Origin of the sequence: Defluviimonas sp. SAOS-178_SWC (genome assembly GCF_039830135.1) — a bacterium.
Lineage (GTDB): Bacteria > Pseudomonadota > Alphaproteobacteria > Rhodobacterales > Rhodobacteraceae > Albidovulum.
Map to the genome: position 1 here is coordinate 180,506 of NZ_CP156081.1, position 12,907 is coordinate 193,412.

A 12,907-nucleotide genomic window follows, 5' to 3' on the forward strand; every position below is an offset into this window, starting at 1 on the left:
CCATCGACGCTATTGCTGGAATACGTAGGTGCCGGGCGCATCGCAGATCGCCGGTCCTATCGGCGGCGGTGCGACCGGATCGCCCGACCGCGCGGCGAGCCAGTCGGCGAGCGCCGGCCACCACGACCCATCCTTGGCGGGCGTCTCTTCGACCCACCGCTCGGGATCCACATACTTGGCGTCGTGGTCGCGGGTCTGGATCCGGAATCGGCGCCCGGGATGACCGGGTTCGGAGACGATGCCGGCATTATGCCCGCCGCTGGTGAGGACGAATGTCACCTCGGTGTCCGACAGAAGGTGGAACTTGTAGACCGAATGCCACGGCGCCACATGGTCACGCTCGGTCCCGACAAGGAAGACCGGCGCCCGGATGTCGATCATGGCGATCGGCTCATTGTCGACCAGATACCGCCCTTCGGCCAGGTCGTTGTCGAGAAAGAGATGCCGCAGATATTCGGAATGCATCCGGTAGGGCATCCGCGTCGCGTCGGCGTTCCAGGCCATCAGGTCGTTCATCCGCTCCGGCTCCCCCATGAGGTATTGCCGCACGATACGCGACCAGATCAGGTCGTTCGAGCGCAGGATCTGGAACGCCCCGGCCATCTGCTGGGTATCGAGGTAGCCTTTTTCCCACATCATGTCCTCGAGGAAGGCGATCTGGCTTTCGTTGATGAACAGCATCAGTTCGCCGGCCTCGGTGAAGTCGGTCTGGGTGGCGAGAAGCGTCACGCTTTTCAGACGGTCATCGCCATCCCGTGCCATCGCGGCGGCAGCGATCGACAGGAGCGTTCCACCAAGGCAGTAGCCCATCGCATGGACCTTTTCCGCGCCGCAGCCCTCGCCGATCGCGTCGAGGGCTGCCATGATCCCCAACTCGCGGTATTCCTCCATCCCGAGGTCGCGATCCTTTGCATCGGGGTTTCGCCACGAGATCATGAAGACGGTGAACCCCTGATCCGTCAGGTAGCGCACGAGCGAATTCTCCGGCGACAGATCGAGGATGTAATACTTCATGATCCAGGCTGGGACGATCAACACAGGTTCTGGGCGGACCTTCTCCGTCGTCGGCGCGTATTGAATAAGCTCGATCAACCGGTTGCGGAACACGACCTTTCCGGATGTCGCGGCAATCGTTTTGCCAACCACGTAGTCTTCGGCACCGGCAGGCTTCTCGCCACTGAGTCGGCGCTGCACGTCCGTGAGGAAGTTCTGCCAGCCGAGGACGAAGTTCATCCCCCCGGTCTCTTGCGTCCGCGCGACGACCTCGGGATTGGTCCACGGATAGTTCGACGGCGAGAAGACGTCGAGCATTTGCCGCGCAGCGAATTCCACCACGTTCTCATGCTGCTTGGTGACGCCGCGAACCCCCGTGGTCGCGTTGTGCCACCACTGCTGGTTCAGCAGGAAAGCCTGTGACATCACGTTGTGGGGCCATTTCTGCCAGGCCGGATCGCGGAACCGGCGGTCCTGCGGCAGGGGCTCGATACAGCAGTCCGCCTGACCCTTGTGCTTCGCGCAGGCTTCCAGGAATCCGGCCAGCCGCTGCGTCTTGCGGGCCGCCTTCGCTGTCAGGTGAAGCTGCTTGCCGGGCGATGTGGCAAGATGCAGCGCCCAGTCGGCCCAGGCATCCGCCAGCGCAATGGGCGATATGCCGGAGGTGACGCGCGCCGCCAGAGCCTTCAGGCCCTTGTCGTAATCCTCGAGCAGCGATTCCGCGGCTATGGACATGCCCGTCGGTGCATCCCCGTAGCTTGTATCAACCGGCGATTTCCGCGCCGGCCTGATGTCGTGGTCGTCGCGGCGGAGCGGTGTGACGGTGCTGGAAGTGTTCTGGCGAGCCATTCGGACCCTCCGTGACGGAATGAAAGTGTCGGCACCGCGCTTAGACCCGCCTGGTGTCGAAGACCTTGATGCGGATCAATCGACCTGTCGCTGGCATATAGGCGTCGTTGCCCGTGTGGACGAGCGTGCCAAGGATGAGTGGCCGGCGGCCGGTGACCTGGGCACCCGCCGACGTGGCGACCGGCAGCGGTTCGCCGGTAATCATCGACTCGTCGATCCAGCTCTCGCCCTCGATCACCTCGCCGTCGACCGGAACGCGTTCGCCCGGACGGACCTCGATGATATCGCCGGGGGCGACGTCCGCGACCTCGATTTCGATGACGCTAGTAGCGCGCCGCACGCGGGCAGTCTTGGCCTGCAGTCCGACGAGCCGCTTGATTGCCTCGGACGTCCGGCCCTTGGCGCGCGCTTCCAGAACCCGGCCCACGAGGACAAGCGAGACGATTACCGCGGCGGCTTCGTAGTAGACGTTGACCGTGCCCACGGGCAACAGGCCCGGCGCGAAGGTCGCGACAAGAGAAAAGGTGTAGGCCGCCAACGTACCGACGGCGACGAGGCTGTTCATGTCGGGTGCGGCGCGCAGGAGCGCCGGGATGCCTTTCTGGAAGAAGCGGATGCCGGGGAAGGCGAGCACGAGTGTCGTCAGCGCGAACTGGATCAGCCAGCTCGCAGTCATGCCGATGGTCGAGGCGATCAGGTGGTGCATCCCCGGAATGACATGGCTGCCCATTTCGAGCAGGAAGACTGGCGCCGTCAGAGCCGCTGCGACCCCCAGGTCGCGTGAGAGGACGCGGCGCTCTTCCTTCTGCGCCTCCGCCTCGGCACTGGCTGTATTACTCCGATCTACGAGGCGTGCCTCATAGCCGACTTCCGAAACCACCTTGATCAGCGTGGCGGCATCGACGCTACCCTTCACGGTCGCCCGTTCGGTGGCAAGGTTCACGGTGGCGTCGGTGACACCCGGCGCGGAGCGCAACGCGCGCTCAACGCGACCGACACAGGAGGCGCAGGTCATGCCGTCGATCGCCAGTTCCGCGGTCGACGCCGTAACGGTGTATCCGGCATCCTCGACCGCACGGATCAGACAAGCACGCTAGACAGGCGCGGCAAGGCGGACGTCTGCGCGCGCGTGATCCTCTAAGCGAAACCGCGCAAAACCGGCTTCTGAGTGAGCCCGAAAAGATTCTGAAACTCCCCACTTGACCCTCCAATGCCGGGAATGCCCACGTCTTGTCTCGCCAAGCAAACAAAGGAGGCAAACATGCAATTCCACATCGAAAACATGACATGCTTCGGCTGCGCCCGGAGCGTGACCAAGGCGATCCAGCCTGTCGACAAGGGTGCGGTCATCAAGGCCGATCCCGAGAACCGCAAGGTCGAGGTCGAGACGTCGGCGGCACGCATCGAAATCGAGGCCGTTCTCGCCGAGACTGGTTACCCCGCCACACGCGAAGCCGCGTGACGGAGGTGCGCCATGCCACGTCTTTCTACCCTGTTTCTCGGAACCGCGTTTGCCGCCGCGTTCAGCCTGACGCGTCTTCAAGTCCGGACCACCGTGGCCGGGACTGGCGAGGACGATCGGCAGGATCAGACACAAGTCCAGACGACCGGGCATGGCGCAGGTCATCTGGGAAACTGATGCGGCGATGGATGGGCTACTCCAAGAACGAGTGGCCCATCCGAACGACAAACGGAGACTTGATTCCGTGTTGATCGCAAATGCCATAATACTGCTGCGATGAAGCGACTCTGGGTTCCGGCTCTATCAATTCTGCTGATGGCGACACTCGGGTCGGCACAGAGGGTTCATGCTCAACCGACGACTGCTGTGGAGCAGCACCTGGTCATGGATTGTGGGCATCATAACGCAGAATACGTCCAGGACGACACCGGGAAACACCGCGGAGTCATAGACTGCCAACTCTTCTGCGCCGCGATCGCGGGGTTTCATCCGGTTCGACCAATTCTCCTTCGGCGACTGTGGCGCGAGGACAGATTTGTCGTCGGCCTTGGTGTTCTACCGAGTGGAACGACGCCCGAAGCAGTTGAACGCCCTCCGAAACATGTCTTCGTCTGATCGGATGCGGTCGCAAGCGACCGGGCAAACCCAATTCATTCGGACCCTTTGAGGTCCAAGGAGACGAAGATGACGACATTCACGAGACGCGGCCTCCTGGCCGCAGGGGCCGCCGCCTGCGCGGTTTCCCAACTGCCCGCTATCGCGCGGGCCCAGACGTCAGCGCCGATCGCCCTTGCGGCGGCGCGCAGAACCATCGAGGTCGACGGCCGTTCAGCCAGCGTCTGGGGCCTCGTGCGCCCAGACGGAGGCCAGGGCCTCGTGCTGGACCCGGGCGCACGGTTTCATGTGGCGCTGACAAATGATCTCGACCAGCCCACGATCGTACATTGGCATGGACAGATCCCGCCCAATGCGCAGGACGGTGTGCCCGACATGCCCATGCCAGTGCTCGCGCCGGGCGAAATCCGCACCTACGACTTTTCCCCACGTTCGGGCACCCATTGGATGCACAGCCACATCCCTACGCAGGAAATGCGGTTACTGGCCGCGCCGCTGATCGTGCGCTCGGCCGAGGATGTCGCGGCGGACCGGCAGGAGGTCGTCCTGTTCCTGCACGATTTCTCGTTCAAGGAACCCGAAGAGGTTCTGTCCGAAATCACCGGCGGACATGCCGGAGGTGGACATGCCGCGCACGGCACGGCCCCGGCCACGCCCGCCGATCACACGGCGACGGGCCACGGCATGCCGGGGATGAAAATGGCTGGCATGTTGATGGGGAGCATGGACGGCATGGCAATGGATCTCAACGACCACGACTGGGACGCCTATCTCGCGAACGATCGCTCGCTGGCCGATCCGGAGGTGGTAACCGTCGAGCGCGGCGGGCGCGTCCGCTTGCGAGTGATCAATGCGGCCGCGGCGACCGTGTTCTGGATCGACACTGGCACGGCCGAGTCTCGCCTCGTGGCGGTGGACGGACACGCAGTAAGGCCGCTCTCCGGCGGCCGGTTCGGCCTGGCGATGGGGCAGCGGCTTGATCTCGAGATCGATCTGCCAGGCGAAGCCGGTGCCTGGCCGATCCTGGCCCTGCGGGAAGGCGCCCGGGAGCGCACCGGGCTCATACTGGCAACCGCGGGTGCCGAAGTCCGGCGGATCGTCTCTCTGGCCGAAGCTGAGGCACCGGCCTTCGACACCGATCTGGCGCAGGAGGCGCGCCTGATCGCCGAAGCCGGCTTGCCCGAGCGCCCGATCGACCGCAGCCGGATGCTGATGCTCGGCGGCACGATGCAGCCCTATGTCTGGACGATCGACGGGCAGACCTGGGGCAGTCATACACCCGTGCTTGCGAGACCCGGCGAGCGGGTGGAACTGATGTTCCACAACATGTCGATGATGGGTCACCCGATGCACCTGCACGGTCACGTCTTCCAGGTGGTCGAGATCAACGGCCGGCGCTTCGCAGGCGCCCTTCGCGACACCGTCTACGTGCCGCCGATGTCGATGGTGGCTGTTGCGCTCGACGCCGGAGAAGCCGCGCGCTGGATGCTCCACTGCCATCACATGCCGCATCTTGCCACGGGCATGATGACCGAGTTCCAGGTCACCGCATCGGCCTGAGAACGGCGGCGCAAAAGTCGGCCACTTTTGCCCTTTCTGGCGACAGGGAGGGCGGGAGGATTTTCACCGTGGACTTGTATCGGAAGGTGCGCCTGACTGAACATATGCACGATCCGATTGAACGAGCTTAACATTTCCACCGAAGTCGTCGGAAAGAGGACATTCGCTGCGCGCCGCATAAATGTCCGCTTGCGCCATCCGCCAGATATGCAACCTGCGTTCGCTTCATACCTCTACAGACGGGTGTAATAGATCCCCTGACAAAAGATCGTCCGGCATGTTCTGGTAGCAGACCGGTCTGAGGAACCTTCGGATGGATAGGGTTCCGACCGAGGTGGCGCCGAAATTGGTCGAGGCGGGGTAGGGTCCGCCGTGGACCATCGCGTCGCAAACCTCGACGCCCGTCGGAAAGCCGTTCGCCAGCACCCGGCCGGCTTTCCGTTCGAGAACGGGCATCAGCTTCTGGCCGAGCGCCGTGTCGCCGGCGTCGAGGTGCAGGGTGCAGGTGAGCTGTCCTTGCAGGCTTCGCGCAATCTCTTCCATCTCGGCGGCATCGGCGGCGCGCACGATCAGGCCCAGAGGCCCGAAGACCTCCTCTCCAAGCGCGTGGTTGGAAAGCCACTCCCGGCCGGTCGTCGCGAACAGGTAGGGCGTCGCGTTTCTCAGGTCGCACATCGAGGTCAGAACCTCCTGCACGCCCTGTGATCCCGCGATCCGGTCCCGCCCCTGCCGGTAAGCGGCGGCGATGCCGTCGGTCAGCATGACCTGCGCGCCGATGTGTGAAAGTGCCTCGGTCGCGGCGGTGGTGAAAGCGTCGGCGTCGGGTCCGTGGATGACGACGGCGATCCCGGGATTGGTGCAGAACTGGCCCGCGCCCATCGTCAGCGACCCGGCCCAGCCCCTGGCGATCTCCGGCCCCCGCGCCTTCAGCGCCGACGGCAGGAGGAACATCGGGTTGACGCTGCCGAGTTCGCCGAAGAACGGGATCGGGTCGGGACGGGAGGCGCAAAGGTCGAAAAGCGCGCGGCCGCCGGCGAGCGAGCCGGTGAAGCCCACGGCGCGGATGCGCGGATCGGTGACGAGCGCCTCGCCGACGTCGCGGCGGCCGCCCTGGATCAGCGAGAACACCCCGGCCGGCATTCCGGTCGTACGGATCGCGGCATGGATCGCCTCGGCCACGATCTCGCCGGTGCCGGGATGGGCGGAGTGGCCCTTGACCACCACCGGGCAACCGGCGGCGAGCGCTGCGGCGGTGTCGCCGCCCGCCGTCGAGAAGGCGAGCGGGAAGTTCGAGGCGCCGAAGACCGCGACCGGCCCGATGGGCCGCTGGATCATCCGCAAGTCGGGGCGCGGCAGGGGCTGGCGGTCGGGAAGCGCCGCGTCATGGCGGCGGTCGAGGTAATCGCCCTTGAGGATGTGGGACGCGAAGAGGCGAAGCTGGCCGGTGGTGCGCCCGCGTTCGCCGTTCAGACGCGCCTCGGGCAGGCCGGTCTCGGAGGTGCCGATTGCGGTGATCGCCTCGCTCCGCGCCTCGATCTCGTCGGCGATGGCGTTGAGGAACGCGGCGCGCTCCTCTCGCGTCGAATAGCCATAGGACCAGAACGCCTCCTCCGCGGCGGCGCAGGCCCGGGCGACAAGGTCCGGCGTGCCGACGGCGAAGGCGCGCGCGGCCCCGTGCGCGGGGGAGGAGGCGAAGGTCGCCGCACCTGCGGTCCAGTCGCCGGCAATCAGGTGACGCCCATGAGGGGTATAGGCCATATCGTCACTCCTCAGCGGCCGGTTTTCTTGCGCCACTCTTCGTATTTCTTTTGGTTCTCTTCCTTTGTGCAGGGATAGAGACCGATGATCGGCGCGCCCGCCAGAACCTCTTCCAGCACGAAATCCTCGAAGCTTTCCATGCCGGCGCAGACCTCGGCAATCTCGTCGGCAAGATGGGCCGGGATCACCATTACCCCGTCGCGGTCGCCGACCAGCACGTCGCCGGGAAACACCGCGACATCGCCGCACGCTACGGGGATGTTCAGGTCCAGCGCTTCGTGCTTCGTCAGGTTGGTCGGTGCGGACGGGCCGGCGCAATAGGCCGGCATGTTCAGCTTGCCGATCCCGTCCGCGTCGCGGAACCCGCCATCCGACACGACGCCGGCACAACCGCGCACGGCAAGCCGCGTGACCAGGATCGACCCCGCGGTCGCGGCCGAGGCGTCCTTGCGCGCATCCATTACGAGCACATGACCGGGCGGACAGGTTTCCACCGCGACCCGCTGCGGGTGATCGGCATTGCGAAAGACCTCGAGCGGGTTGCGGTCCTCGCGCGCCGGGATGTAGCGCAGGGTAAACGCCTGACCGACCATGTTCTCGCTCTTCGGCGCGACGGGGCGCACGCCCTGGATGAACTGGTTGCGCAGGCCGCGTTTGTATAGCTGCGTGGCGATGGACGCGGTGGAGACCCGCTTCAGCTTCGCGCGGGTCTCGTCGGAAAGGATGTAATCGGTCATGGTCTGGCCTCAGAAGATGTCGGGTTCGCCGGCGGTCTTGCCGAAATCGGATTGCAGAAAGTCGAAATCACAGCCCTGATCGGCCTGCGTGACATGGCGCGCGAACATGTAGCCGTAGCCGCGTTCATAGCGCGGTTTGGGTGCGCTCCATTCTGCGCGCCGGCGGGTGAGTTCGGCGTCTGCGACCAGCATGTCGAGGCGCCGGTTGGGCAGGTCGAGCCGCACGGTGTCGCCTGTCTGCAGAAGCGCGAGCGGCCCGCCGACGAAGCTTTCTGGCGCGACATGCAACACGCAGGCGCCATAGGACGTACCTGACATGCGGGCGTCCGAGATCCGCAGCATGTCGCGGTGGCCCTGCTTCAGAAGCGCCTTCGGAATCGGCAGCATGCCCCATTCCGGGAAACCCGGCCCGCCCTGCGGCCCGGCATTGCGCAGGACCATCACGGTATCGGGCGTGATCTCCAGATCCTCGTCGTCCACGGCCTTCTTCATTTCGGGATAGCTGTCGAAGACGAGGGCCGGGCCCTCATGCATCCAGAACTTCGGATCGCAGGCGGCGGGCTTGATGACCGCGCCGTCGGGGCAGAGATTGCCGCGCAACACGGCAAGCGAGCCCTCGGCATAGACCGGGTTCGAAAGCGGCCGGATCACGTCGTCATTGTAGACCTCCGCCCCTTCGAGGTTTTCGCGCAAAGTCTTGCCGGTCACGGTCAGGCAAGTGGTATCGAGCCTTCCTTCGATCTGCTTCATCAGGGCGCGCAGGCCGCCGGCGTAGAAGAAGTCCTCCATCAGATAGTCCTTGCCCGAGGGCCGAACATTGGCAATGAGCGGCGTTTCGCGCCCCAGGTCGTCAAGGTCGTCAAGCGTGAGATCGACTCCCGTACGCCGCGCCATGGCGATAAGGTGGACGACGGCATTCGTGGAACAGCCCGTCGCCATGGCGACGATCGCGGCGTTGCGGCAGGCGCCGTCGGTGATGATCCGGTCGGGCGTCAGGTCTTCCCAGACCATCTCGACGATGCGGCGGCCGCAGTCGGCCGACATCCGCTGGTGGCCGGAATCCACGGCCGGGATGGACGAGGCGCCGGGCAGCGTCAGCCCCATCGCGTCGGCGATCGCCGTCATGGTCGAGGCCGTCCCCATCGTCATGCAGGTGCCCGCGGACCGCGCGATCCCACCCTGCACGCCCAGCCACTCGGCGTCCGAAATGTTGCCCGCGCGCCGCTCGTCCCAGTATTTCCAGGCATCCGATCCAGAGCCGAGGATCTTGCCCGCGTAGTTGCCGCGCAGCATCGGACCGGCGGGGAGGTAGATCATCGGCACACCGGCCGAGATCGCGCCCATGACCAGCCCCGGCGTGGTCTTGTCGCATCCGCCCATCAGCACCACCCCGTCCAGGGGATGGGCGCGGACCATCTCCTCGGTCTCCATCGCGAGCATGTTGCGGTAGAGCATCGAGGTGGGTTTCAGGTAGCTTTCATCAAGCGACAGCGCCGGCATCTCGACTCCGAAACCTCCGGCCTGAAGGACGCCGCGCTTCACGTCCTGAACGCGCTCGCGGAAATGCGCGTGGCAGGTGTTCAACTCTGACCATGTGTTGAGAATCCCGATCACCGGTTTGTCGCGGAAATCCTCCTCGGCATAGCCGAGCTGCATCATTCGGCTGCGGTGGCCGAAGCTGCGCAGGTCGTCGGGGGCGAACCAGCGAGCCGAACGGAGGTCTTTGGGGTCTTTGCGGGTCATGCGATTATCCGGTCAATGCGAAGGTCAGCCAGAAAAGAAACGCGGTCAGCAAGAACCCGAATACCTCGGGCCAGTTGCCGAACTCGTGCTTGTCGCGCGTTTCTTCGGAGGCGAATTCAGGCGCGGAGATGTCCTCGTCCTGACGGGTGAACTTGTCGTCGGTCATCTTGAGGCCTCCTCAATCCAGAAGTGACGGCAACCAGAGGGCGAGGTCCGGGAAAAACAGCACCAGGAACAGCCCCGCCGCCTGAAGTGCCATGAAGGGCAGGACCGCGACGAAGATGTGCTGCAACTCGATCCCCTTCGGGGCGACCGATTTCAGGAAGAAACAGGCGGGACCGAAGGGCGGCGACAGGTAGTAGATCTGGATGTTCATCGCGAAGAGAACGCCGAACCAGACCGGATCGAAACCGAGGTCGATGACCACGGGGGCGAAGATCGGGACCGTGATGAAGATGATCGCGATCCATTCCAGGAAGGTGCCCAGCACCATAACGATCAGCATCATCACGATGATCACCATGATCGGCGGCACGTCGAGCCCGACGAGCATTCCGCGCAGGAAGTCCCCGCCACCGATACGGTTGTAGATCCCGATCAAGGACACGGCACCGAGCACGAGCCAGATGATCGAGCCGACGGTCAGCACGGTCTGGCGCATCGCGTCGCGCGCCATCGTCCAGGTCAACTCACGGCGGAGCCCGGCGACCACGACCGCTCCGACCGCTCCGATCGCCGCCGCCTCTGTCACCGTCGCCACGCCCGAATAAATGACGCCGAGCACCGCGCCGATCAGCAGGCCAGGCAGGATCACGCCGGAGAGGAACTTCAGGCGCTTGAGGAACGGCAGCCCGGTTTCGGGGATGTCGTAGATCGGCGCCATCGCGGGATTCAGCCGGACGCGTACGAGGATGTAGGCGATGTAGAGCGTGGCGAGGATGAGGCCGGGCACTGCCGAGGCCGCGAACAGCTTGGTGATCGAGACCTGGGCCGCGAGCCCGTAGATGATCAGCACCACCGAGGGCGGGATCAGCGTGGCAAGAGCACCGGCCGCGCAGATGATGCCGATCGACAGTTTCTTGTCATAGCCGAGGCGGAGCATCTGCGGCAGGGCGATCAGGCCGAGCATGACGATCTCGCCGCCCATGATACCCGACATCGCGGCCAGCACGACCGCCACGATGCAGGTCTGCACACCGACCGAGCCGCGGAAACGCCCGCCGAGAATGGCCATCGAGTCGAAGAGCGACTTCGCGATGCCCGATCTTTCGAGAACGTTCGCCATGAAGACGAAGAACGGCACCGCGATCAGTTCGTACTTGTGCAGAACTTCGCTGACATTTGCCGCGACGATGAAGAACCCGGCCCGCGTTCCGAAGTAGAGGATCGCCGTCGCAAGGGATACCGTCAAAGTGGTGATCCCGAGGGGAACGCCGATCGCCATCAGCGCCAGAAGCGAGACGACGATCAGAAGGGTGATGATCTCAATGCCCACCGGTCACGTCTCCCTCGGTATGCTGGACCCAGCGGATGATGTTGGCGGCGAGTTGCGCCATGTAGAGCAGACAGCCGACCACGATCAGGACCTTGAAGATCGTCGGCTGGATCGAATTGAAGGCGGTGCCGGAATATTCGGTTCGCGCCAGAACCTTGGCCGCTGGTCCCCAAAGCGCCATCGTCAGAACCAGGACCGCACAGAAGGCGACGACCATCTGGAGCAAGCGGAACAGGCGCCAGATGCGCGGACCGACGACAAGTTCGAGCATGGTGATCGAGATATGGCGATGGCGCTCGGTCACGAAGCCGACCGACAACACCCAGGCACTTGCGCAGAGGGTCATGGCGAGTTCGGTCGACCAGACGGTCGGGCGATCGAAACCGTAGCGCATCACCACCTCGAGGGCCGATATGATGACGCAAGCAAAGAACAGGACGGAGCAGCCCCGGCCGATGAAGACGCTCACGCTGTCCATGACATCGGCATATCGGGCCAGAAGGCTTTTCATCGCTTCCCCCGGGCAAGGTTGGAGGGCGCCGCCCCACCGCGTTCGGCGAGGCGGTGCCAGATGGCCGCGATCTTACTTGAAGAGGCCGATCTCGGTCATGTACGCGATGTTGGCGTCAAGCGCCTCTTTCGCCAGGGGCGACTTCTTGGCGTATTCTTCCCACTGCTGGCGGGCGACCTCGCGCAGCTGGTCGCGGTCTTCCTGGGCCCAGTTGATCACTTCGATCTTGTCGCCGGCATCGTCGCGGGCCGCGAGCTCGGCGTCCTGCTTGGCAACCTCGTCGGCCATGGCGAACATCGCCTCGTACCACCAGTCCCGCAGCGCCTTCTGGTCCTCGGGCGACAGTGAGTCCCACTTCTCCTTGTTGATGGTGAACTGCATCGACGGCATCGAGTGGATGCCCGGATAGAGCGGGTACGGTGCCACGTCGTGAAGGCCGGTGGCGTCGTTGTTCACATAGGCCGAGGCATCGGCGGCATCGACAATGCCCTTTTCCAGAGCGCCGAAAACTTCCGAAAACGGGATGGAAACGGGCGATGCGCCTGCAGCCTCGAACACCGCGGCAGCCAGACCCTCGGGCGAACGGATCTTCTTGCCTGCGAGATCCTCAAAGGTGCGGATTGGGGTGCGGGCCGGAAGCGCCTCGCGCGAATAGGGGCCGCAAGCCACGACATGCACTTCGCCGCCGGTCACGCTGTCGGCGGCCTTTTGCATCATTGCCTCGCCACCGCCGTCCTTGCAGAAGCCCAGCATCTGCTGGGGCGTGTCGTAGCCGGAGATGAGGTCGCCCATGATCGCGTAGGCGGGTTCGAGGCCGGCGAAGTAGTTCACCGACGTGAAGTCGCCATCCAGAACCCCGGCGGCCACCGCCTCGGGCGTTTCCTTCGCGGGCACGACGGAGCCGTTCGGCGTGAGCACGATCTCGATGCGGCCGCCCGTCATCTCGCTTATCTTGGGTAGCCAGTTTTCGGTCAGGTACTGGGTCGAAAAGTCACCAGCGTTGAACGAGGTCTGCACGTTGAATGTCTCGGCCGCCGCAATGCCGGCGGTCATTGAAACGGTCGCCGCCAGCAAGGCAGTCGTGGTGAGCTTCATTTGATCCTCCCAAAAAGTGTCGCGCGGGCATTTTCCCGCTCAAGTGATACACTAATATATTAGTGCATCGACTGCAAGTGTGTAGTATC

General features: G+C 64.4%; 11 protein-coding genes. 2 read left to right on the top strand and 9 right to left on the bottom strand.

Features of this window, described 5'->3' with window-relative positions:
* Positions 1 to 9: 9 nt before the first annotated feature.
* Together V5734_RS01740 and V5734_RS01745 are read right to left on the bottom strand one after the other, a co-directional pair.
* Positions 10 to 1,728: a PHA/PHB synthase family protein gene (locus V5734_RS01740; protein ID WP_347313702.1), complete on the bottom strand. Its 1,719-nt coding sequence runs from the start codon at positions 1,726 to 1,728 to the stop codon at positions 10 to 12.
* Between the two features lie 154 nt (positions 1,729 to 1,882).
* A complete protein-coding gene (locus tag V5734_RS01745) occupies positions 1,883 to 2,857 on the bottom strand; it encodes a heavy metal translocating P-type ATPase (protein WP_432759656.1) in 975 nt (324 codons plus the stop codon).
* Positions 2,858 to 3,103: 246 nt separating this feature from the next.
* Between V5734_RS01745 and V5734_RS01750 the strand changes: the two genes are divergently transcribed.
* Together V5734_RS01750 and V5734_RS01755 are read left to right on the top strand one after the other, a co-directional pair.
* Positions 3,104 to 3,304 (top strand): heavy-metal-associated domain-containing protein, encoded by a 201-nt coding sequence (locus V5734_RS01750; protein ID WP_347311813.1) that lies wholly within the window; start codon positions 3,104 to 3,106, stop codon positions 3,302 to 3,304.
* A 684-nt stretch (positions 3,305 to 3,988) separates the two neighbouring features.
* Positions 3,989 to 5,479, top strand: a complete 1,491-nt coding sequence (locus V5734_RS01755) for a multicopper oxidase family protein (protein ID WP_347311814.1) — start codon at positions 3,989 to 3,991, stop codon at positions 5,477 to 5,479.
* Between the two features lie 225 nt (positions 5,480 to 5,704).
* On the opposite strand, the gene V5734_RS01760 is transcribed toward V5734_RS01755, so the two are convergent.
* The 7 genes from V5734_RS01760 to dctP all read right to left on the bottom strand — a co-directional run bounded on the left by V5734_RS01760 (position 5,705) and on the right by dctP (position 12,818).
* Positions 5,705 to 7,237 carry an aldehyde dehydrogenase (NADP(+)) gene (locus V5734_RS01760; protein WP_347311815.1) on the bottom strand — a complete coding sequence of 511 codons (1,533 nt, stop codon included), beginning with the start codon at positions 7,235 to 7,237 and terminating at the stop codon, positions 5,705 to 5,707.
* 11 nt (positions 7,238 to 7,248) lie between these two features.
* A complete protein-coding gene (locus tag V5734_RS01765) occupies positions 7,249 to 7,974 on the bottom strand; it encodes a ribonuclease activity regulator RraA (protein ID WP_347311816.1) in 726 nt (241 codons plus the stop codon).
* A gap of 9 nt (positions 7,975 to 7,983) precedes the next feature.
* Entirely contained in the window at positions 7,984 to 9,717 is a 1,734-nt protein-coding gene (gene araD, locus V5734_RS01770) for an L-arabinonate dehydratase (protein ID WP_347311817.1), read from the bottom strand.
* 4 nt (positions 9,718 to 9,721) lie between these two features.
* Positions 9,722 to 9,883, bottom strand: a complete 162-nt coding sequence (locus tag V5734_RS01775) for a hypothetical protein (RefSeq protein ID WP_347311818.1) — start codon at positions 9,881 to 9,883, stop codon at positions 9,722 to 9,724.
* Between the two features lie 12 nt (positions 9,884 to 9,895).
* Complete coding sequence (locus V5734_RS01780) at positions 9,896 to 11,212, bottom strand: TRAP transporter large permease (protein ID WP_347311819.1); 1,317 nt, start codon at positions 11,210 to 11,212, stop codon at positions 9,896 to 9,898.
* Positions 11,202 to 11,723, bottom strand: a complete 522-nt coding sequence (locus tag V5734_RS01785) for a TRAP transporter small permease subunit (protein WP_347311820.1) — start codon at positions 11,721 to 11,723, stop codon at positions 11,202 to 11,204. The genes V5734_RS01780 and V5734_RS01785 overlap by 11 nt, the downstream gene beginning before the upstream one ends.
* 72 nt (positions 11,724 to 11,795) lie before the next feature.
* Entirely contained in the window at positions 11,796 to 12,818 is a 1,023-nt protein-coding gene (gene dctP / locus V5734_RS01790; protein WP_347311821.1) for a TRAP transporter substrate-binding protein DctP, read from the bottom strand.
* Positions 12,819 to 12,907: the final 89 nt, after the last annotated feature.